The organism is Streptomyces jeddahensis (genome assembly GCF_001642995.1).
GTDB lineage: Bacteria > Actinomycetota > Actinomycetes > Streptomycetales > Streptomycetaceae > Streptomyces > Streptomyces jeddahensis.
This window is the reverse complement of sequence record NZ_LOHS01000108.1, coordinates 1-21486: the sequence shown is the minus strand read 5'-3', so window position 1 is coordinate 21486 and position 21486 is coordinate 1. Positions and strand designations below refer to the sequence as shown.

Sequence of the window (21486 nt, the reverse complement as noted above, 5' to 3'; positions counted from 1 at the left end):
CTGGTCCGTTCTCCCGGGTGGTACCCGTTGCTCCGGCGTCGCCTACTTGGCGGCGCAGTCGTAGAGCACGTCGGCTCCTGCTCCGAAGCCCATCGCACTACCGCTGCTCTTCGACGACGTGCCGCCGTACGCCGATACCGGAACCTTGGTGCAGTTGTCGGCGATCCAGTCGGAACGCTGCTTGCTGTAGTTGGCCGACCCGGTCATGGCCGGCCTGCCGCCGCTGTTCGTGTCGGAGCCCAGGACGTAGCGTAGTTCCCCGCTCTTCGTCCACTCCTTCAACTGGTCCACCGACGGCGCGTTGTCGCTGCCCATGAAACCACCCATGCCGATGACGGTCTCGTCCGAGCCCAGGATGAAGGAACTGGCGGCCATGGCACCGCCTTCGACGGAGAGCTTGATGCGGGCTTGAGGTGCGTGCTCCACGGCGTAGTCGAGGATCTTGCGCTGCTCGCTGGTGAGTTCCGCGCCGCCGCCGAAGCCGCCGCGTCCGCTCGGGGCCTTCCCGGAACCGCCGCCGGGAAATGACGGCATGTCGCTGTCTCCCGAAGTCGAGCCTCCGGACATGCCGGGCATGCCGTTCGCTCCCCCTGTGGGCATACCGGACGGCATGCCTGACGGCATTCCCGAAGGAACATCGCCGGAGGAGGGCTGACCGGACTGTCCCGAAGGGGTGTCACCACCAGGGAAGCCCGACGGCATCCCCGACGACGGAAGTTCGCCGTCGTTCCCGCTCTGCCGGGGCATCCGGCCGCCCCCGCCGAAGCCGAACGTCGTCGGACCGGCCGTCGGGTTGGACCCGCCCATAGCGGATGTCGAGCCCGGTACGCTGACCGCCCACGCTCCCGGGGCCACCAGGACCGACGCGACGGCGGCACCCACGGCGACCGTCAGCAGCCGGCCACGCCGCCGCGCGAGGAGCAGCAGGACGACCGCGGCGCAGCCGAGCAGCAGGACCGGCCACACCAGCCAGCCGTTCCAGTCGGAGTCGCGGCGGACCAGTGCCACGGCCCAGACCGCGCTGACCACGACCGCGGCCACGCCCACCAGGGGCGCCCAGCGCACGCCGGCACGGTGGACACGGACCAGGGCGGCGGTCAGTCCGCCGCACAGGGCGGCGATCGCCGGAGCGAGCTGAGTGGTGTAGTAGGGGTGGAAGATGCCCTTCTGTGTCGAGTACACGGCCGCGCAGACCACCAGCCAGCTCCCCCACAGCAGCCAGCCGGAGGCCGGCAGCAGGGCGTCGGCGGACAGCAGGCCGCGTCGGCGCATCACCACGCCGACCAGGGCGACGGCCAAGGCCAGTGCGCTGACCGGCAGCAGCCAGCTGATCTGGCCGCCCACCTGCGCGTTGAACAACCGGCCCAGGCCGGACGCGCCACCGAACCCGCCGCCGAACCCGCCCATGCTCTGGGACATTCCGTCGCTCGAGCCGAAGACCCGGCCCAGCCCGTTGTAGCCGACCACGAGATCCCAGGCCGAACCGTCCTTGCTGCCGCCGATGTAGGGGCGGTCGCCCGGCCACAGGGCGACCATGGCGACCCACCACAAGGAGGACGCCGCCAGGATGGCCCCGGCGCCCAACAGACGCCGCACTCGCGGTATCCAGGGGCCGCTTCCTCCCATGAGCCAGGCGAGAGTCAACGCGGGAATGACCATCCAGGCGGCGAGCATTTTGGTGAGGAATCCGCACCCGATCAGGAAGCCGCTCGCACACAGCCACCAGGTCGCGGTCCTGCCCTCGGCCTGCAACGCGCGGGTGAGCGCGTACGCCGCGGACACCAGCAGCAGGACGAGCAGCGTGTCGGGGTTGTTGTCCCGGTTGATGGCCACGGTGATGGGCGTGAGAGTGAACACCAGTGCGGCGACCAGCCCCGCCCCCTCCCCCGCCCAGCGCCGCACGGTGCGGTGCAGGACGAGGACCGCGGCCACGCCCTCGATCATCTGCGGCAGGACCAGCGCCCAGCCGTGCAGCCCGAAGATCTTGCTGCTGATCACCTGCGGCCACAGCGCGGCCGGCGGCTTGTCGACCGTGATCACCCCGGCCGGGTCGAAGGAGCCGAAGAGGAAGTTGGTCCAGCTCTTCCCCATCGATTTCACGGCCGCGGAGTAGTAGCTGTTGGCCCATCCCAGAGAACCCAGTGCCCAGCCGTACAGGACGGCCGCGAGCACGAGGATCGCTCCGAGTGCGGCCGGTGCCGCCCAGGCGGGCAGCGAGCGGACGAACGCAGGCGAATCTTCGGGTGTTGAGGCGGCCGGTACGGGCTTGAGGTGCGTGGGATTGCTCATGTCGGAAGTCGCTCTCGTCAACGGGTACGGCGGGGGGCGCTGGTGAAGACGGCCAGCCGCAGCACGGCGAAGCGCACGCAGGTGACCGCGACGGATGCCGTGGCGAGGATCGCGGTCTCCGCGGCTGTCGAGGCCCCGGGGTCGATCGACTTGAACCACAGCACCGCACCGGAGGTGACCAGGTACCCCAGGACGAACAGGCCCCCGGCGCCCAGGTGCGCCCGCGCGGGCGGAGCAGTGGAGTACCGGAAGGTGAGGCGTCGGTTCGCCTCCGTGTTGAGGACGGTGAGGACGAACAGCGAAACCAGGTTGGCGACAGCCGGGCTCCACCAACCGCGCAGCAGCCAGTACAGCAGCGCCTGCCCGACCGTGGAGACGACACCGATCGCCAGGAAGCAGCCGACCTCCCAGGACAACGCGCCACGTCGGGTAGCGGGTGCGAGGACTGCGTCGGGGTGCTCGGCGGCCGGTGCGGGGCGAGACGGTACGTCGACCCGGGCGCCGCCGGATGCCTTGAACCGCGCCATCCGCCACAGCCCTCGCAGGTCGTCCGTGGCGGTGCCCACGATGTCCACCCGGGTATCGACGTCCTCGACCCAGTCGACGGGGACCTCGTGAATCCGCAGTCCGTTGTGCTCGGCGAGCAGCAGCAGCTCCGTGTCGAAGAACCACGCGTCGTCGCGGGTCACCTGCAGCAACGGCTTCAGCACCTCGGTGCGGGCCGCCTTGAATCCGCACTGGGCGTCGGTGAACCGGACGCCGTGCGTGAGCCGGATGATGCCGTTGTAGCAGCGGGAGATGAACTCGCGGCGCGGGCCGCGCACCGTGCGCGACCCAGGTGCCAGCCGGGAACCGATGGCGACGTCCGAGTGACCGCTGGCCAGGGGCGCAACCAGCGGAAGCAGCCCGTCGAGGCCGGTGGACAGGTCCACGTCCATGTACGCGACGATGTCCGCGTCGCTGGCGCCCCAGACGGTGCGCAGAGCGAGCCCGCGGCCCTTGCGGTCGAGGTGGACCACGCCGACGCCCGGCAGTTCGTCGGCGAGGCGACGGGCGGTGGCGAGGGTCTCGTCGGTGCTGGCGTTGTCGGCCACAGTGATCCGCCACGGAAAGGGGAAGTCCGCCGCCAGTCGGGCGTGGAGTGTGCGCAGACAGCCGGGCAGGGCGCGTTCCTCGTTGTAGACCGGCACGACGATGTCGACCGTCGCGGTACCGGCCTGTGGATGAAGGGACCGCTCGACCTGCTGGAACGGGGCCAAGCGCTCCGGGCGGGCGGTGGTCTCGGTGAGGTGGGGGGTGGGAGTCATGGCTTCCTCAGGCGTGAGGGGACGGCAGACTGCGGCTCTGAGGCCCTGGTCCGGGCCGCGGCCTCACTGTTGCCGCCCTGCCTGTGGAGGCGGGGAAAGAATGCTGGGAACTGACGGGGAGTCAGATCTATGGCCGAAAGTGCTCCCACGGTTCACTGCGGACACGACCGCACCACGGAGTTCCTGAGTTCCCCGACACCCTTGATCTCGGTGACCATGTCCACACCGGGGTACAGAAGGACCTCGGGTTCGCGAACGGTGCCGCATCCGGCCGGTCTGCCCATCGTGATCAGATCTCCGGGCAGCAGCGTGATCACGGTGCTGACATGGGCGATGACGGTGGCGACGTCGAAGATCAGCTGCGAGGTGTTCGCCTTCTGGCGGACCCGCCCGTCGATGACACAGCTCATCGTCAGACCGCGGCCGCCCATCGGCACGTCGTCGGTGGTGACCATGGCGGGGCCCACCAGGGTGACGTCCGTGGACAGTCCCGACGCGAGGGCGCTTCCCGAGTCGCTCCGCGCGGCGACGCCGTTGACGACGGTGTAGCCCGCGACATGGCGCAGCGCCGTCCGGGCCGTGACCCCCCGGGTCCGGCACCCGATCACCAGGCCCAACTCCACGCCCCCAGTCCACGTTCCGTCCCTCGGCCGGCAGGCAGATGGCGTCGCGGGCACCGGCAACGCCTTGGGCGCCTTGCCGCACGGAGAACACCGGAACGGTGGGGAAGGAGGTGCCTGTCTCTTGTACCCGTGCGGCGTAGTTGGGCCCAACACGAACGATCTTGCTCGGCCGGGTGATGAGGGGCGCGTAGGAGATGTCGTCCAGCCTGTGGCGTTCACCGGTTTCCTCAGCGGCTCGTTCCCGCCAGTCCTCGCCGGAGGCGATCAGCGCCCCGACGTCCGGGTAGGGCAGCACCACGCAGTGCTTCTTCTGCAGACGTGCGGCGGCTGTACGGCCTTGTCCCAGTCGTACGGTGCTGAGCTTCACCGGTGGCACTCCTTTGGGTAGCGATGCGGCCCTATACGCAGGTGTGGGGAGCCGGGGCAGCCGTCGCTGCAGCGGCGGGCTGATACGGCAGGAGCAGACGGAATGTGCAGCCTTCACCTGGCCTGGCCTCGAGTTCCAGACGGCCGCCGTTGGCCTCCGCGGCGCCGGCGGCGATCGCAAGCCCCAGGCCGGACCCCGCTGCCGCGGCCCGCTCGGCGGCATCGGCACGGTAGAACCGCTCGAACACCCGCCGCGCGTGCGACTCGGCAAGGCCGGCCCCGTCATCGGCGACCTCGACGGCACAGACCCGAGTGCCGGGTATGAGCGGAGCGTTGGCGCTGGTACGGCCCGGTCCAGTCGTGCCCGGCCCGTGTGGGCGGACTCGGAAGGTGCCGACGCGCACCTGGATGTGTGTTCCGGTCGGAGTGTGGACGCACGCGTTGGTGAGCAGATTCGACAGGATCTGCGCCAGCTGATGCGGGTCGCCGACGGCCTCGACGACGTCCAGCTCGTTCACGCGGGCGTCGTCCTCGGGGTCGGCGAGAGTGCCAAGGCCTATGCTGCGCCCGGGGTGTCGCACGGCGACGGCAGCGATACCGTCGGCCACGAGAGAGAGGAGGTCGACTGGTTGCCACCGCGTCGCGGGTACCTCACCGAGCCTGGCCAGTTGGGACAGGCTCTCGATGAGACGGCTCATCCGGTCGGCGTTCCGCACGATCAGCTGCTGTGCCTCCTGGCGTCGTTCCAGGCTCATCTCCGGCTCCTGCACCAGGAGTTCGGCGAAGCCCTGCAGAGACGTGAGGGGAGTTCGCAGTTCATGGCCGGCGTCCGCCAGGAAGTGGCGCAGCCGTTGCTCCGACGCCTCGGTGCGACGCAACGCGGTACGCAGCCGGTCGAGCATCGTGTTCAGGGCACGGCTGAGGTGGCCGACCTCGGTGACCGCATGCCGGTCCGGAACGCTCAGTTCCAACTCACCTTCGGCGATGCGCCTTGCAGTGCGCTCGACTCCGACCAACGGCCGCAGTCCCAGCCGCACAGCGAGGGTGCCGAAGAGGACGACCCCCGCTGCGACGGCCACCCCTATAGCGAGGCTGAACCACAGCATCCGGGAGGTCGCCTCGTCCACCTCCTTCAGAGGCAGCGCCACCACGACCCGGGTGCCGTCGGTGCCGGACCTGGCGATCACCCGCCAGGTGCTGCCGCCGTCGGTCGCGGCGACCGTGGCGGGTCGGCCGTTCTTGAGGCCGAGTTCCGCCTCCGACTTCGGGAGTCGCGGCCCGGCACTGCCCCCGTCGCCGCTCAGCGACATGGCAAGCCGGTGGCCGCCTCTGTCGTAGAAGTACACCCGGTAGTCCGAGGGGAGGCCGCTCGTCCTGCCGGCCTCCCCTGACGCCGTCCGGCCGTCGGCCACGTCCTGATACAGCTGGGGCACCGGCTGGAAACGGGTCAGTCGCCCGTCGACCTGGTCCGTCAGCCAGGAGTGGAGCAGGGCGAGCCCTGCCGCCTGACAGAGCAGAACCGCCGAGGTGGCCAGCAGCGTGACGCCAAGCACCAGGCGGGCGCGCAGCGAGCGCGGTTTCAGCCGGCGCAGCCACCGCCTCACAGCGCCGCCGCCCCCGGTCCAGGGCGCGCGGCCCGCAGGCAGTAGCCGACACCGCGGACCGTCTGGATGAGCTGGGGCTCGAACCGGTCTATCTTGCGCCGCAGGTTGCGTACGTAGGTGTCGACGATGCGGGCGTCACCGGCGAAGTCGTAGTGCCAGACCTCGGACAGGATCTCCTTCTTGCCCACCACGCGTTCCGGCTGCGCAAGCAGGCAGACCAGGAGCCGGAACTCGGTGGGCGACAGCTGGATGGGCAGACCGGCCCTGCGCACCTCGTGGGTCTGCTGGTCCAGCACCAGATCCGCGTACCGCAGCGGCGGCCTCCTGGTCCCTCCGCCCGATGGCATGTCACTGCGCCGCAGGATGGCACGGATGCGCAGCAGCACCTCCTGCACGTGGAACGGCTTGGTGACGTAGTCGTCGCCGCCGGAGCTGAGGCCGATGATGCGGTCCTCGACGTCCGTACGCGCCGTCAGGAACAGCACCGGCGTATAGACGCCCTCAGCCCGCAGATGACGGGTCACCGCGAAGCCGTCGATGTCCGGAAGGCCGACGTCCAGCACGATCAGGTCGGGCTGGCTGCGACCGGCCTCGAACATGGCGGTCTGGCCTGTGTCGGCGGTGCTCACGGAGTAGCCGGCGGCGTGCAGGGCGGAAGTGAGCAAGGTGCGGATGCTGGGGTCGTCCTCGACGACGAGCACATTGTGTTGGGGTGGCGCGGGCGCCGACGGCGCGACAGGCATGGACCTTCCTTTGCTGGTGAGGCGTTCGCGGTGCGCCGAACGCCCGGACGGCGCCCCACGGGGGACTGCCGTCCGGGCGCCGGTGATCAGCCGGTCACCTCCTTGTTCTTGGCCAGCGCCGCGGTACGCTCGGTGACCGTCTTGCGCAGCTTCTCGACGGCGGAGTCCAGCTCCTTGCCGTCGGCACCGGCCTTCCCCGCCTGTTCGGCGATGGCGTTCAGCGCCTTCAGTGCGGTCCCGGAGCCGTAGAACTTCTGGTACAGCTCCTTGTACGCCTTCTTGTAGACGGGATCGAAGGTGTCCGAGTCCAGGAAGCGCTCCTTCAGCGGGTGGCCCCTCATGCCGGCGAACCCACCGCCTTCGCCCTCACCGCCTTGGCCGTTCTGACCGCCCGGCAGACCGGAAGGCATCCCGGACGGCATGCCTTCCGGCAGATTCTCGGGCATCCCCGAAGGCATTCCTTCGGGCATTCCTGACGGCATCCCGGAGGGCATGTTCTGCGCGGCTTGGCCACCTGTGCCCTGGCCGCCCTGGCTGCTCTGCCCAGTGGCACCTCCAGTGCCACCGCCGAAGGCACCACCCATGCCCGTGTCGTCGTCCGGGCCCGAGGTCGCATCGCCGGTGAAGGTGAAGTTGTAGTCCCATCCCAGGACCGAGAACTTCTTGGTGTCCAGGTCGTACCACAGCAGATAGTTCTTGCCGGGTCCGGCCATGTCGTCGAAGTTCATGAGCAGGTTCTGCGCGGCGAGGTACGTCGCCAGGGACTCGACGTCCACGTACTGGTCGAGTTCCTTCTCGAACTCCTCGTCCGACGCCTCGTTTGCCCACTTGATGAGCTTCATGACCGGCTCCAGATCCTGACTGCCCACCTTGTTGAGCTGCTCGAACGACTCCTCGTAGTCGGTCGGGTCGTCGCCCTTGTACTCGAAGCTGCCGCCGGCCCGCGCCTTGTAGAGCACGCCGTTGCCGTCAGCGATGGACTCCGCGTACTCCGTGTCCGGGCTCTCGACCATCAACCGGGTGGCGACCGGGCGGGTGTTGACCTTTACCGACGTGAAGGCGTACCGCTCATTCTTCTGACCGGTGGTGTCCGTCAGGCTCAGCGCGAGGGCCTCGTTCACCGGAACCTGGCCGTTGCTTCCGGGGCGCAGCGAGATCTCACGCTCGCCCTGATAGGCGCGGCCCTCGATGAACTCGTCGATCTTGATGAGCCAGGGCAGTTCCTCGGGCTTCTTCTCGGACAGGTTGTACTGCGTGATCCCGCCCCCGATGCCACCGGCCCCGCCGGGACCGCCGCCATTGGCCTGGCCGCGGTCCCGGCCCCCGGTCGCGCCGTCCTGCTGCGCCTCCGGGGCGCCCTGCTCGGCGCCTTCGGGCATGGTCCGGCCGCCACCGGGCCTGCCCTGGCCGCTTCCGCGCAGGGACGACAGTGTGGAGTTGCCCTTGAGACGAATTCCGACGTCCTTGAGGTACACCCCGTCGATGGTGAGGTCGGCCTCGATGTAGTCCTTGGTCCCGTCCTCGCGGAACTCCTTCATCATCTTGGTGAAGTCGGTCTGGTCGTACTCCAGTTGGATGGAGTGGGAGACCGAGGTCTCGTACAGGTCGACCATGCCCTCGACGTTCTGCGTGATGGCGTCCGCCTCCACGCGGGAGGAGGAGGTGACGTACGGCGAGACTCGGGCGTCGCCGAAGAAATAGACCATCACCACCAGTCCCGCGCAGAGGGCGCCGGCCGGCTTCCAGTGGTGCCGCAGCCGTACGGGGATCCGGTCGCGGAGCCGCCGCGGCCTGCGCCGGGGAGCCGCCTCGCTGCCGCCGGCCATCACAGGTCGGTCGAGTCGTAACCGGTCAGCACGGTCACCCGCTGGCCCGATGTCCGCTCCTGCAGCGCGGCCACCAGGTCGCCGGGCTCGGTGCCCTTCTTCATGCGCACCGTGTAGAACACCTCGGTCAGCGCGCCGCCGCGGATCGTCTCGGTGCTCACCAGCTCGAACTCCGTGGTGTACCGGATGAGGACGTCACGGATGGCCGAGGTGTAGTCCTCGCCCGCGGGAACCTGGACCTTGACGACCTGGCGCTGGACGCTCAGGGCGAACCAGTTGAACTTGAACATCACGACGACGACCACGGAGATCACCACGGCCGCGACGGCGGCGAGGGTGTAGAAGCGGGCACCGCAGGCCATGCCGATGGCCATGGCCAGGAAGACGAAGCCGACGTCCCTGGTCTCCTTGATGGCATTCCGGAACCGGATCACCGACAACGCGCCGACCAACGAGAAGGCCCGGGCCAGGTTCGATCCAACCACCAGCATGATCAGGGCGACAACCATCCCGACGATGATGAGCGTCTGGACGTAGGACTGGCTGTAGGAGACGTTGCGGTGCGTGTACCGGTACACGTGGCCGATCAACGTGCTCAGAATGAACGACAGCGCCATGGCGACGACGACGTCGGTGACGCTGAACGTACCGCTGAGTTCCTGCAGATCGAAGTTCACTGTGCTCCTGCTTTCAAGGGCGCTTCGTGCGCCAAATACGTACGGGTGTGCGGCGGCTGGTGGTCCGCCTCGTGGATGTGGAACACGGACCGGGGTGCCAGGCCGAACGCCTCGATGGACTGCACGTACTTGGAGACCCGGATCAGATTGAGGTTCCGACGCGCCGCGAGGTCCGTGATCCAGTACGGCGTGCGCTCGTTGACCTTGATCTCCATCACCGACAGGTGCGGCGGGATGGTGAACCGGTTCTCGGGGGTCGGTGTCCCGAAGTGGAAGTCCCGGTCCCGGCCACGGATACGCCGGTCGAAGGTCACCCGCAGTCCGGTGTCCGCGTCTCGGCCGACCAGGGCCTCGCGCTGGTAGCCGGTGATCGCGGTGGGTTGGAGATTCAGCCGTACGACGAGTTCGAGCACCTCCTGGATGAAGGCGCTCTCCTTCGCGGAGTGCTCCACCATCTCCCGGCCGTCGCACAGCCGGCGGGCGACGCCGTACGGAAGGGTGATGCGGCGCTTCTGTGTGACCCGGTTGACGCGCTGCTTGATCTCCACGCACACAGGGGCCTCGTCGGTGACCCCGTCCAGGTTGCCGTAGTGGCGGATGCGCAGCTTTCGCCGGAACTTCAGGCCCTCGATCTTCTCCCAGTAGAACCGCAGCTGCGGGGTGTCGTAGTACAGGCTCCACACGCCGTACCCGCCGACCGGGCTGTTCAGATCGCGGTCCATCCGCTCGGCCAGCTCGTCCCGGATCTCGGCCGCCTCCTCGACCGGTACGAGGTACTTGAGCTCGAACCGGTTGAACGAGTGCAGCCTGCTGGCCACGTGCAACGGATGTTCCTCTGCCTGGCTCTGCTCCTCCTCCCGGCTCTCGGATTTCCGCCACGTGGTCACCGGTAGTGCCACCATGCGCCTCCTTCGTCGTACGGCCCGATCGGGCGACGCAGGACACGAAACCAGTGGGATGTGAGAAGCAGCTGAGAATTGTGGGGTAATTCCAGGAGTACCTAAGATGTCTAATAGATGAACTGCGCGCGTTGACGCGGCGTCGTCACAGTCCGGGACAGCTCTTGTCGGTGCGGACCGTGAAGGAGAAAGTGATCGGCTCTGCTTCGACGTGCTTGCCGTGCAGTGCCGTCTGCTCCGCTCCACGCGCTCATCGCGACTCGAACGCGGAGCAACTTTCAGGCGACAGGCCCGGACGCCGAAGTGGTGGTAAGCAGCTACTACGACCTCGACCAACTCCGGGCGGCGATGCAGGACGTCGAGGGCGTCTACATGATCACTCCGGCCCTCGACATCATCCGCACCGATGCCTGGCTGACCGGGACGCCACTCGCGAGCACCCGCACCTCCCGCTTCAGCCGCCTGAGCCCCGGATAGACAACGCCGAATTCGCCAACGGTGTCCTACAGGGGACATGACCTGCTTCGCGGCCCTTGCCAGTCTGTTCCTTTCCTTGTGGCCTCAACACGGCCTCAATGAGGCCCATTACGCCCGGAACGAAGGCAAGGGTGGACGGTCACTCCAGCTCGCGAGTGGGCCTCGAACCCTGTCCGCAGCGGATTCCCCTTCCAACGCGCAGAGGCCCGCCCCCGGTGTCGGGCCGGGCCGCCGAGACCCAGAGCAGTCGGCCCCGGTCGCCGGTGAGCGGATAGGACCGCGCGCCCCGCCACCCGGGCGAGAGCCGGGGCGAGGGCCGGGGCGAGGGCGGTTTCCGCCGCGGCCTGGACCTCCTGCGGCTGCTCGGCCAACTCCTCGGCCAACACGTCCAGTTCAGCGGCGAGCTTGTAATCCGCTCCAGCTCCGGCATACCAACTCCCTCCCCCTACCGCCCCGGTGACGGATGGTAAGAGCGGCACGGTCCTCGGTACGGCAGAACCCGACAACGGCAACGGCAACGGCCGCCACGGCAGACGATCTTCGCCGTGGACACCCGCCGACGACCAGCATGAGTATCCGCTCGCCCCTCACACCAGACCCTTGACCTGCGAACTTCACGTTGCACGGACTGGAAGTTCGCAGAACTCCCAGGAGGGCATGACGGCATCATCTCCGCCCCAGGCGCAGTTGCCGCACTGCTCGAGCCCCTTGTTGCCTGAGCATGCCTGAGGCGGATTCGGCCGGCCGGCGGAGGTGGTCGGCGATGCCCGGTGCGTCACCCATGCTCGACTCCGGCGGGCCGAAACGCAGGTCAGGCTTGGGCACCAGATCACCAACCGAGGAAGATCGGACTTAACGTCCACTTAGGAGTGGCAGAGCTGAAAGGCGATCTCCTGTGGCCGCGACCCGAATCCCAGCCGTACCTGGGCTCCGACCTGCGCCCTGTGCAGGGGCTCGGCACTGACCCTGGCGCGGAGGCGGAACCCTTCCCGCATTTCGATGATGGCCATAGCGCGAGGCCTGCCTACGCTGCGACCAACGACGGTGACTTGACGGATGACGCCGATGCCGTCACTGCGCTCCGTGGCCAAGTCGGTGGAGCCGCAGACAGGACAATACAGGCAGCGGAACGCTGACGTGTGACACCAGCGGCAGCGCTGGAAGTACAGAAGGCCGTCGCGGAGTCCGCCCGTTGGGACTGAGCTCTGGTGGTCTGAATCGGCCTGTGGATCGGCAGTTGAAATGCCGTCCCTCTCAGCGGGGTCGTTGTGTGCGGTTTCAATCACTGATTGGGACATGGCGAATCTCCCTGTCCGCTGCCGGGGGCGGCGGAACGGTTCCGTGGCAGGCAACGAGGCCGGCTCCGGTGATGGATGCGGCAGATCAGGGCCATTTGGACCTTCAGCTGAGTCAAGACGACTGTGTCGCGAGATCACCTGCATGGCGTCAGCGGCCCCGGCCTCCGTCCCGGGACCGCCCCGGGACGGAGGGCTGAAATGTCGTCAGTCCTTGATCTCGCAGATGGCGGCGCCGAAGGTGACGGAGGTGCCCTTCCTGGCCTTCCTCGACGAGGAACGTCCGCTTCGGACCGACGCGATCGCCCACCTTGCCGTACATCGGCATGACCACCGTCGCCGCATAGACGTACGCCGTCGTACCCACAGCATGTCGTCCAACCCGCCCAGGTCTCCGACGATCGTCGGAAGGGCTGTGCTGAAGACCAAGCCCACCCTGGGCGGGCCCTGACTGTCGGCGATGTCTTCGAGCGATGTCCGCGTCGGCGCGCCGTCTCACCGGGACTGTGCCGGGTCAGTGCTCACTGCGGCCGCCGTCCAGCGCGCCCAGCCTGTCGAGCGTTCTTTCTGCAGCCTGCATCGCGCCCCGTGCCAGGGGGACGCCGGCGTAGGCCGCGCTGTGGAGGATCACCTCGGCGATCTCCGACGGACCCAGCCCGTTCCGGACGGCGACCTCGGTGTGCAGTTCGATCTCGTCCTGACGTCCCAGCGCCGTCAGGATCGCAAGGGTGATGCAGCTTCGAGTGCGCCGGTCGAGACCGTCTCGGCCCCAGACCTCGCTCCAGACCGATCGTGTTACGTAGTCGTAGAAGGCTGCGGCGAAGTCACTGCGCCGGGCAAGCGAGGCGTCGACGAACTCGTCGCCGAGGACCGAGCGACGCACTCGCATTCCTGTGTCGAGTTGGCCGTCGGATGCATCGGCGGTCACCGCGAGCTCCACGACGCGTGACCGGTGATCACGTCGAGGAGGTGTTCGACGTCCGCAGGGAGCTCGTCGCCCCGCCATACGACGTGGTGATCGGATCGGACCAGCGCCGCATCACGCTCGTACAGAGCGCGCAAGGCCTCGCGGTCCTCGTCGACCGGGGTGAAGACCTGGAGCGGGATCCCCCGCCTCTCGGCGTGCTTGAGCAGATCACTGGTGTCGCAGTCGCCGAGATCGAGGAGAGTGAATCCGAGACCCAGATGGTCGTAGAGCGAACTTCCGTCGGCCAACCACAGGTGCGGAGCCCGGTTGCCGGGCGCTGCGCTTGGCGTGTAGTCGGCGAAAGCAGGCGGCGGCTGCTCAGTGCCGTCCCGCACGATGACGGGTGAACTCGAGTACCGATAGCCCAGCTGGCCTCCCATCCGCTTGAACTGGACCAGCTTCCGCTCGAGGATGTCGGTCTTCACCGCCTCTCGGACGGCGTCCCCCGCCGGACCGTCCTCCTCGATGCCCGGCCGCACCAGCTCGATGGCGCCGAGCGCGTGATTCGCCTCGGATCCGAGTTGAATGAAGCGGACTGCTTCTCGCCTGTCGATGCTGTAGCTCGGGATCAGCATCGGGCCACCCCAGCCCTGCACGAGCGCCGCGAGTTTCCAGCCGAGATCGGCGGCATCGCCGATACCGCTGTTCATCCCGAAGCCGCCCTGCGGTGAGACCATGTGGGCAGCGTCGCCGGCGAGCATCACGCGGCCGTAGTCAAGGCGGGGCGCGAGCAGGGAGTTCTCGCCGAAGGCGCCGCCGCTGAGCGGCTCGACGTCGATTTCCTGGCCGACCGCTTTGAAGATGAGCTGCTTGACCTGCTCCCAGTCGTCACCGTCCACGCCCTCGGGCGCCGGCCCGGCGAAGTACTGCCATGTGTCGGGGCCTTGCGGGGTGATGAGGTCGCTACCGCGGTCCTCGTTGTAGATGTAGACCATCGACACGACGGGACCCGCGCTCCAGACTTCCTTGAGCTGCTTGGAGCGGAAGTGCCACGACAGGCTCTTCGCCAGGGTCCGGCCTTCGTGCCGAACGTTCAGCACCCGGCGCAGATTGCCGCGGCTGCCGTCGGACACCACGAGATAGTCGCCGCGCAGCTCGTAAGTCGTGCCGTCGGCGCGCGCGACTTCGACGCTCACACCGTCGTCGTCCTGGGTGAACGTCCGGACCTCGTTCTCAAAGCGGTAGTCGATCAGCGGAAGCTGCTCGACCCGTTCCCACATCGTCTTCTCGATGCCCTCGTTGGGCGCCCACTCGGCGACCTCGGAAGCGAACGGCAGTGGCTCGCTCCACTCGTAGGTGCGGGGCAGGTTGAGGAGGAGGTGCCCGTTGAGCCGGGTCACGAAGGAGACATCCCGCTGGATGTCGTCCGGCACTGGATCGTTCCTCCGCAGCGCATCCGCCATGCCCCAGCGTCGGAAGTGTTCCATCGAGCGCACGTTGGTCATGTTGGTCCGCAGCAGGAAGGGCTTCCCCTTCTCGCGCCGCTCGAGCACGATGCTCGGCACTCCGCGAAGTGCCAGGTCAATCGCCAGCGAGCTGCCAACGGGGCCGCCTCCCGCGATGATCACCGGAGCATCTGCCGGCCTGTCCGTGCCCATCGTCGACCTCTTTCCTCACACCCGAGCCCTTCGGCCCATGCCTCTTCCGGGGCGATGGAACCGACAAGGCGATGTCGGTCCTCAACCTATTCTTAGTCTGTCATGCTTTTACAGTCTAGATAAATGTCAGACCGTTTGCTACAACTGCCCCGAGATCTACTCGATGAAGAGGAGCAGTGGATGGACACGCAGTTCGTGGGGTCGGACGCAGTCGCCGACGCCCTGGAAGCCATGCGGAAGGCGCTGGGCGATGACGCCGTCCTCACTGCGCGCGCCGACCTGGACGAGTTCCGAGACCCGTTCTACGTCCTCGGCTCCGCCGAGAACGATGTCTCCGCGGCCGTCATGCCGACCTGTGTCGAGGAGGTCCAGGCGGTCGTCCGCATCGCCAGCGCGCACGGCGTGCCGCTGTGGACGGTGAGCACCGGCCGCAACTACGGCTATGGCGGGGCCGCTCCCCGCGTGCCGGGCTCGATCCTCGTCAACTTGTCGAAGATGAACCGCGTCCTCGAGATCAACGAGGAGCTCGGCTACGCCGTCGTCGAGCCCGGCGTCCGCTGGTTCGACTTGTGCGAGGCACTCGAAGCCTCGGGCGGCAAGTGGTGGTCGTCCATTCCCGATCTCGGCTGGGGCTCGGTCGTGGGCAACAGCCTCGAATACGGTCGCGGTCACACCCGGATCGGTTCGCATGCGGAGAACGTCGCGGGTATGGAGGTCGTCCTGCCCAACGGCGAGCTGATGCGAACGGGCATGGGTGCCATGACCGGCAACAAGGCCTGGCACGCCTACCCGTTCGGCTTCGGCCCGATGGTCGACGGGCTGTTCTTCCAGTCCAACCTGGGCATCGTCACGCGGATCGGCTGGCGCCTCATGCCACGACCGGAGAAGTACGCCTCGTGCTGGGTGCACTTCGACGGCGATGACATCATCGTTCCCGTTATCGATGCGATGCGCGATCTGATGCTCGACGAGACGATCAACAACTACCCGTTCCTGGGGCGCGGGGTGGCGGCGAACACCGAGGGCCAGCCTGACCTCGACCCGAAGAGCGAGAAGTGGGCGCTCCGCTTCGCCCTGTACGGGTACGACGAGATCGTCGAGGCCAAGTGGAAGATCGTCGAGCGGGTGCTCGGCTCGATTCCGGGCGTGACCCTCGGTCGCAAGATGTTCGACGGCACCGACCGGGTCGGGCCGCAGGAGGGCATCCACGACGACAAGGTGCAAGCCGGGATCCCGGGCATGGAACTACTGGACCTCTACAAGGTGCCGTTCGGTCCCGATACGGGACATCTGGACTTCTCGCCTGTCGGGCCGCTGATCGGCAGCGAGGTGCTGAAGATGGTTCGCCTCGTCCGAGGCATGTACGAGGAGTTCGGCGAGCCCTACGCAGCCGGCATGATGCTGCTGCCCCGGAGCATCCTGGTCGTCTCCGTGATGTTCTTCGACCCGAAAGACGCCGAGAAGACGAAGAAGATCTACGAGAACTACGACCCCATGCTTCAGCGGATCGCCGCAGAAGGTTACGGCCTGTACCGCGCGCACATCTTCAAGATGGACGCTGTCGCCGCGACGTTCGACTTCAATGACCACGCCTACCTGCGGTTCGTCGAAACGGTCAAGGATGCCGTCGACCCCAACGGAATTCTCCAGGCCGGCAAGCAGGGCATCTGGCCGAAGTCCTTGCGTGGGAAGGCCAAGTCCTGAGCGCAGGGTGAACGCGGGGCGGTGGACCGGTCGGATCCGACCGGTCCACCGCCCCGCGTTCACCCTGCGCTCAGGACTTGGCCTTCCCACGCAAGGACTTCGGCCAGATGCCCTGCTTGCCGGCCTGGAGAATTCCGTTGGGGTCGACGGCATCCTTGACCGTTTCGACGAACCGCAGGTAGGCGTGGTCATTGAAGTCGAACGTCGCGGCGACAGCGTCCATCTTGAAGATGTGCGCGCGGTACAGGCCGTAACCTTCTGCGGCGATCCGCTGAAGCATGGGGTCGTAGTTCTCGTAGATCTTCTTCGTCTTCTCGGCGTCTTTCGGGTCGAAGAACATCACGGAGACGACCAGGATGCTCCGGGGCAGCAGCATCATGCCGGCTGCGTAGGGCTCGCCGAACTCCTCGTACATGCCTCGGACGAGGCGAACCATCTTCAGCACCTCGCTGCCGATCAGCGGCCCGACAGGCGAGAAGTCCAGATGTCCCGTATCGGGACCGAACGGCACCTTGTAGAGGTCCAGTAGTTCCATGCCCGGGATCCCGGCTTGCACCTTGTCGTCGTGGATGCCCTCCTGCGGCCCGACCCGGTCGGTGCCGTCGAACATCTTGCGACCGAGGGTCACGCCCGGAATCGAGCCGAGCACCCGCTCGACGATCTTCCACTTGGCCTCGACGATCTCGTCGTACCCGTACAGGGCGAAGCGGAGCGCCCACTTCTCGCTCTTCGGGTCGAGGTCAGGCTGGCCCTCGGTGTTCGCCGCCACCCCGCGCCCCAGGAACGGGTAGTTGTTGATCGTCTCGTCGAGCATCAGATCGCGCATCGCATCGATAACGGGAACGATGATGTCATCGCCGTCGAAGTGCACCCAGCACGAGGCGTACTTCTCCGGTCGTGGCATGAGGCGCCAGCCGATCCGCGTGACGATGCCCAGGTTGGACTGGAAGAACAGCCCGTCGACCATCGGGCCGAAGCCGAACGGGTAGGCGTGCCAGGCCTTGTTGCCGGTCATGGCACCCATGCCCGTTCGCATCAGCTCGCCGTTGGGCAGGACGACCTCCATACCCGCGACGTTCTCCGCATGCGAACCGATCCGGGTGTGACCGCGACCGTATTCGAGGCTGTTGCCCACGACCGAGCCCCAGCCGAGATCGGGAATGGACGACCACCACTTGCCGCCCGAGGCTTCGAGTGCCTCGCACAAGTCGAACCAGCGGACGCCGGGCTCGACGACGGCGTAGCCGAGCTCCTCGTTGATCTCGAGGACGCGGTTCATCTTCGACAAGTTGACGAGGATCGAGCCCGGCACGCGGGGAGCGGCCCCGCCATAGCCGTAGTTGCGGCCGGTGCTCACCGTCCACAGCGGCACGCCGTGCGCGCTGGCGATGCGGACGACCGCCTGGACCTCCTCGACACAGGTCGGCATGACGGCCGCGGAGACATCGTTCTCGGCGGAGCCGAGGACGTAGAACGGGTCTCGGAACTCGTCCAGGTCGGCGCGCGCAGTGAGGACGGCGTCATCGCCCAGCGCCTTCCGCATGGCTTCCAGGGCGTCGGCGACTGCGTCCGACCCCACGAACTGCGTGTCCATCCACTGCTCCTCTTCATCGAGTAGATCTCGGGGCAGTTGTAGCAAACGGTCTGACATTTATCTAGACTGTAAAAGCATGACAGACTAAGAATAGGTTGAGGACCGACATCGCCTTGTCGGTTCCATCGCCCCGGAAGAGGCATGGGCCGAAGGGCTCGGGTGTGAGGAAAGAGGTCGACGATGGGCACGGACAGGCCGGCAGATGCTCCGGTGATCATCGCGGGAGGCGGCCCCGTTGGCAGCTCGCTGGCGATTGACCTGGCACTTCGCGGAGTGCCGAGCATCGTGCTCGAGCGGCGCGAGAAGGGGAAGCCCTTCCTGCTGCGGACCAACATGACCAACGTGCGCTCGATGGAACACTTCCGACGCTGGGGCATGGCGGATGCGCTGCGGAGGAACGATCCAGTGCCGGACGACATCCAGCGGGATGTCTCCTTCGTGACCCGGCTCAACGGGCACCTCCTCCTCAACCTGCCCCGCACCTACGAGTGGAGCGAGCCACTGCCGTTCGCTTCCGAGGTCGCCGAGTGGGCGCCCAACGAGGGCATCGAGAAGACGATGTGGGAACGGGTCGAGCAGCTTCCGCTGATCGACTACCGCTTTGAGAACGAGGTCCGGACGTTCACCCAGGACGACGACGGTGTGAGCGTCGAAGTCGCGCGCGCCGACGGCACGACTTACGAGCTGCGCGGCGACTATCTCGTGGTGTCCGACGGCAGCCGCGGCAATCTGCGCCGGGTGCTGAACGTTCGGCACGAAGGCCGGACCCTGGCGAAGAGCCTGTCGTGGCACTTCCGCTCCAAGCAGCTCAAGGAAGTCTGGAGCGCGGGTCCCGTCGTGTCGATGGTCTACATCTACAACGAGGACCGCGGTAGCGACCTCATCACCCCGCAAGGCCCCGACACATGGCAGTACTTCGCCGGGCCGGCGCCCGAGGGCGTGGACGGTGACGACTGGGAGCAGGTCAAGCAGCTCATCTTCAAAGCGGTCGGCCAGGAAATCGACGTCGAGCCGCTCAGCGGCGGCGCCTTCGGCGAGAACTCCCTGCTCGCGCCCCGCCTTGACTACGGCCGCGTGATGCTCGCCGGCGACGCTGCCCACATGGTCTCACCGCAGGGCGGCTTCGGGATGAACAGCGGTATCGGCGATGCCGCCGATCTCGGCTGGAAACTCGCGGCGCTCGTGCAGGGCTGGGGTGGCCCGATGCTGATCCCGAGCTACAGCATCGACAGGCGAGAAGCAGTCCGCTTCATTCAACTCGGATCCGAGGCGAATCACGCGCTCGGCGCCATCGAGCTGGTGCGGCCGGGCATCGAGGAGGACGGTCCGGCGGGGGACGCCGTCCGAGAGGCGGTGAAGACCGACATCCTCGAGCGGAAGCTGGTCCAGTTCAAGCGGATGGGAGGCCAGCTGGGCTATCGGTACTCGAGTTCACCCGTCATCGTGCGGGACGGCACTGAGCAGCCGCCGCCTGCTTTCGCCGACTACACGCCAAGCGCAGCGCCCGGCAACCGGGCTCCGCACCTGTGGTTGGCCGACGGAAGTTCGCTCTACGACCATCTGGGTCTCGGATTCACTCTCCTCGATCTCGGCGACTGCGACACCAGTGATCTGCTCAAGCACGCCGAGAGGCGGGGGATCCCGCTCCAGGTCTTCACCCCGGTCGACGAGGACCGCGAGGCCTTGCGCGCTCTGTACGAGCGTGATGCGGCGCTGGTCCGATCCGATCACCACGTCGTATGGCGGGGCGACGAGCTCCCTGCGGACGTCGAACACCTCCTCGACGTGATCACCGGTCACGCGTCGTGGAGCTCGCGGTGACCGCCGATGCATCCGACGGCCAACTCGACACAGGAATGCGAGTGCGTCGCTCGGTCCTCGGCGACGAGTTCGTCGACGCCTCGCTTGCCCGGCGCAGTGACTTCGCCGCAGCCTTCTACGACTACGTAACACGATCGGTCTGGAGCGAGGTCTGGGGCCGAGACGGTCTCGACCGGCGCACTCGAAGCTGCATCACCCTTGCGATCCTGACGGCGCTGGGACGTCAGGACGAGATCGAACTGCACACCGAGGTCGCCGTCCGGAACGGGCTGGGTCCGTCGGAGATCGCCGAGGTGATCCTCCACAGCGCGGCCTACGCCGGCGTCCCCCTGGCACGGGGCGCGATGCAGGCTGCAGAAAGAACGCTCGACAGGCTGGGCGCGCTGGACGGCGGCCGCAGTGAGCACTGACCCGGCACAGTCCCGGTGAGACGGCGCGCCGACGCGGACATCGCTCGAAGACATCGCCGACAGTCAGGGCCCGCCCAGGGTGGGCTTGGTCTTCAGCACAGCCCTTCCGACGATCGTCGGAGACCTGGGCGGGTTGGACGACATGCTGTGGGTACGACGGCGTACGTCTATGCGGCGACGGTGGTCATGCCGATGTACGGCAAGGTGGGCGATCGCGTCGGTCCGAAGCGGACGTTCCTCGTCGAGGAAGGCCAGGAAGGGCACCTCCGTCACCTTCGGCGCCGCCATCTGCGAGATCAAGGACTGACGACATTTCAGCCCTCCGTCCCGGGGCGGTCCCGGGACGGAGGCCGGGGCCGCTGACGCCATGCAGGTGATCTCGCGACACAGTCGTCTTGACTCAGCTGAAGGTCCAAATGGCCCTGATCTGCCGCATCCATCACCGGAGCCGGCCTCGTTGCCTGCCACGGAACCGTTCCGCCGCCCCCGGCAGCGGACAGGGAGATTCGCCATGTCCCAATCAGTGATTGAAACCGCACACAACGACCCCGCTGAGAGGGACGGCATTTCAACTGCCGATCCACAGGCCGATTCAGACCACCAGAGCTCAGTCCCAACGGGCGGACTCCGCGACGGCCTTCTGTACTTCCAGCGCTGCCGCTGGTGTCACACGTCAGCGTTCCGCTGCCTGTATTGTCCTGTCTGCGGCTCCACCGACTTGGCCACGGAGCGCAGTGACGGCATCGGCGTCATCCGTCAAGTCACCGTCGTTGGTCGCAGCGTAGGCAGGCCTCGCGCTATGGCCATCATCGAAATGCGGGAAGGGTTCCGCCTCCGCGCCAGGGTCAGTGCCGAGCCCCTGCACAGGGCGCAGGTCGGAGCCCAGGTACGGCTGGGATTCGGGTCGCGGCCACAGGAGATCGCCTTTCAGCTCTGCCACTCCTAAGTGGACGTTAAGTCCGATCTTCCTCGGTTGGTGATCTGGTGCCCAAGCCTGACCTGCGTTTCGGCCCGCCGGAGTCGAGCATGGGTGACGCACCGGGCATCGCCGACCACCTCCGCCGGCCGGCCGAATCCGCCTCAGGCATGCTCAGGCAACAAGGGGCTCGAGCAGTGCGGCAACTGCGCCTGGGGCGGAGATGATGCCGTCATGCCCTCCTGGGAGTTCTGCGAACTTCCAGTCCGTGCAACGTGAAGTTCGCAGGTCAAGGGTCTGGTGTGAGGGGCGAGCGGATACTCATGCTGGTCGTCGGCGGGTGTCCACGGCGAAGATCGTCTGCCGTGGC

General features: G+C 67.3%; 17 protein-coding genes. 5 read left to right on the top strand and 12 right to left on the bottom strand.

Translation table 11 applies throughout. From position 1 onward, the window contains the following. Nucleotides 1–42: 42 nt before the first annotated feature. From STSP_RS25265 to STSP_RS25230, 8 genes are all read right to left on the bottom strand, one after another. The gene (locus STSP_RS25265; RefSeq protein ID WP_067282503.1) at nucleotides 43–2289 is read right to left on the bottom strand and encodes an ArnT family glycosyltransferase; all 2247 of its coding nucleotides are present in this window, start codon (nucleotides 2287–2289) and stop codon (nucleotides 43–45) included. A 17-nt stretch (nucleotides 2290–2306) separates the two neighbouring features. Beyond that, nucleotides 2307–3596, bottom strand: a complete 1290-nt coding sequence (locus STSP_RS25260) for a bifunctional glycosyltransferase family 2/GtrA family protein (protein WP_078067489.1) — start codon at nucleotides 3594–3596, stop codon at nucleotides 2307–2309. 152 nt (nucleotides 3597–3748) lie between these two features. After that, complete coding sequence (locus STSP_RS25255; protein ID WP_157902895.1) at nucleotides 3749–4219, bottom strand: fumarylacetoacetate hydrolase family protein; 471 nt, start codon at nucleotides 4217–4219, stop codon at nucleotides 3749–3751. 398 nt (nucleotides 4220–4617) lie between these two features. Next, the gene (locus STSP_RS25250; protein ID WP_067282497.1) at nucleotides 4618–6189 is read right to left on the bottom strand and encodes a sensor histidine kinase; all 1572 of its coding nucleotides are present in this window, start codon (nucleotides 6187–6189) and stop codon (nucleotides 4618–4620) included. Next, nucleotides 6186–6932 carry a response regulator transcription factor gene (locus STSP_RS25245; protein ID WP_067282495.1) on the bottom strand — a complete coding sequence of 249 codons (747 nt, stop codon included), beginning with the start codon at nucleotides 6930–6932 and terminating at the stop codon, nucleotides 6186–6188. Before STSP_RS25245 ends, STSP_RS25250 begins: the two co-directional genes overlap by 4 nt. 86 nt (nucleotides 6933–7018) lie before the next feature. Continuing rightward, complete coding sequence (locus tag STSP_RS25240) at nucleotides 7019–8758, bottom strand: CotH kinase family protein (RefSeq protein WP_067282493.1); 1740 nt, start codon at nucleotides 8756–8758, stop codon at nucleotides 7019–7021. Continuing rightward, nucleotides 8758–9435, bottom strand: coding sequence for a DUF4956 domain-containing protein (locus STSP_RS25235; protein ID WP_031480877.1), 678 nt, complete (start codon nucleotides 9433–9435; stop codon nucleotides 8758–8760). The genes STSP_RS25240 and STSP_RS25235 overlap by 1 nt, the downstream gene beginning before the upstream one ends. Then, on the bottom strand, nucleotides 9432–10253 hold the full coding sequence (locus STSP_RS25230; RefSeq protein ID WP_107441394.1) for a polyphosphate polymerase domain-containing protein: 822 nt from the start codon (nucleotides 10251–10253) through the stop codon (nucleotides 9432–9434). The genes STSP_RS25235 and STSP_RS25230 overlap by 4 nt, the downstream gene beginning before the upstream one ends. Nucleotides 10254–10637: 384 nt before the next feature. Here STSP_RS25230 and STSP_RS39275 point away from each other — a divergent pair, with 384 nt between their 5' ends. Together STSP_RS39275 and STSP_RS25225 are read left to right on the top strand one after the other, a co-directional pair. After that, on the top strand, nucleotides 10638–10811 hold the full coding sequence (locus STSP_RS39275; protein ID WP_157902894.1) for a hypothetical protein: 174 nt from the start codon (nucleotides 10638–10640) through the stop codon (nucleotides 10809–10811). Nucleotides 10812–12320: 1509 nt separating this feature from the next. After that, nucleotides 12321–12557: a hypothetical protein gene (locus STSP_RS25225; RefSeq protein ID WP_157902893.1), complete on the top strand. Its 237-nt coding sequence runs from the start codon at nucleotides 12321–12323 to the stop codon at nucleotides 12555–12557. Between the two features lie 63 nt (nucleotides 12558–12620). On the opposite strand, the gene STSP_RS25220 is transcribed toward STSP_RS25225, so the two are convergent. Further along, nucleotides 12621–13046, bottom strand: a complete 426-nt coding sequence (locus STSP_RS25220) for a carboxymuconolactone decarboxylase family protein (RefSeq protein WP_198547432.1) — start codon at nucleotides 13044–13046, stop codon at nucleotides 12621–12623. Then, nucleotides 13031–14671 carry an FAD-dependent monooxygenase gene (locus tag STSP_RS25215; protein WP_078067486.1) on the bottom strand — a complete coding sequence of 547 codons (1641 nt, stop codon included), beginning with the start codon at nucleotides 14669–14671 and terminating at the stop codon, nucleotides 13031–13033. The genes STSP_RS25220 and STSP_RS25215 overlap by 16 nt, the downstream gene beginning before the upstream one ends. Nucleotides 14672–14851: 180 nt before the next feature. Here STSP_RS25215 and STSP_RS25210 point away from each other — a divergent pair, with 180 nt between their 5' ends. After that, complete coding sequence (locus STSP_RS25210) at nucleotides 14852–16375, top strand: FAD-binding oxidoreductase (protein ID WP_067282490.1); 1524 nt, start codon at nucleotides 14852–14854, stop codon at nucleotides 16373–16375. 70 nt (nucleotides 16376–16445) lie between these two features. Here the strand turns inward: STSP_RS25210 and STSP_RS25205 are convergent, their stop codons facing one another. Then, entirely contained in the window at nucleotides 16446–17969 is a 1524-nt protein-coding gene (locus tag STSP_RS25205) for an FAD-binding oxidoreductase (protein WP_067282490.1), read from the bottom strand. A gap of 180 nt (nucleotides 17970–18149) precedes the next feature. Here STSP_RS25205 and STSP_RS25200 point away from each other — a divergent pair, with 180 nt between their 5' ends. Together STSP_RS25200 and STSP_RS25195 are read left to right on the top strand one after the other, a co-directional pair. Beyond that, nucleotides 18150–19790: an FAD-dependent monooxygenase gene (locus STSP_RS25200; protein WP_078067486.1), complete on the top strand. Its 1641-nt coding sequence runs from the start codon at nucleotides 18150–18152 to the stop codon at nucleotides 19788–19790. Next, on the top strand, nucleotides 19775–20200 hold the full coding sequence (locus tag STSP_RS25195) for a carboxymuconolactone decarboxylase family protein (protein WP_198547432.1): 426 nt from the start codon (nucleotides 19775–19777) through the stop codon (nucleotides 20198–20200). The genes STSP_RS25200 and STSP_RS25195 overlap by 16 nt, the downstream gene beginning before the upstream one ends. Before the next feature lie 63 nt (nucleotides 20201–20263). Here STSP_RS25195 and STSP_RS25190 read toward each other — a convergent pair whose 3' ends face one another. Beyond that, a complete protein-coding gene (locus STSP_RS25190; RefSeq protein ID WP_157902893.1) occupies nucleotides 20264–20500 on the bottom strand; it encodes a hypothetical protein in 237 nt (78 codons plus the stop codon). Nucleotides 20501–21486 lie beyond the last annotated feature (986 nt).

Excerpts from the sequence above, each read along its gene's own strand:
- STSP_RS25205 (WP_067282490.1), bottom strand. The coding sequence starts at position 17,969 with ATGGACACGCAGTTCGTGGGGTCGGACGCAGTCGCCGACGCCCTGGAA.
- STSP_RS25245 (WP_067282495.1), bottom strand. The coding sequence starts at position 6,932 with ATGCCTGTCGCGCCGTCGGCGCCCGCGCCACCCCAACACAATGTGCTC.
- STSP_RS25265 (WP_067282503.1), bottom strand. The coding sequence starts at position 2,289 with ATGAGCAATCCCACGCACCTCAAGCCCGTACCGGCCGCCTCAACACCC.
- STSP_RS25200 (WP_078067486.1), top strand. The coding sequence starts at position 18,150 with ATGGGCACGGACAGGCCGGCAGATGCTCCGGTGATCATCGCGGGAGGC.
- STSP_RS25210 (WP_067282490.1), top strand. The coding sequence starts at position 14,852 with ATGGACACGCAGTTCGTGGGGTCGGACGCAGTCGCCGACGCCCTGGAA.
- STSP_RS25260 (WP_078067489.1), bottom strand. The coding sequence starts at position 3,596 with ATGACTCCCACCCCCCACCTCACCGAGACCACCGCCCGCCCGGAGCGC.
- STSP_RS25215 (WP_078067486.1), bottom strand. The coding sequence starts at position 14,671 with ATGGGCACGGACAGGCCGGCAGATGCTCCGGTGATCATCGCGGGAGGC.
- STSP_RS25240 (WP_067282493.1), bottom strand. The coding sequence starts at position 8,758 with ATGGCCGGCGGCAGCGAGGCGGCTCCCCGGCGCAGGCCGCGGCGGCTC.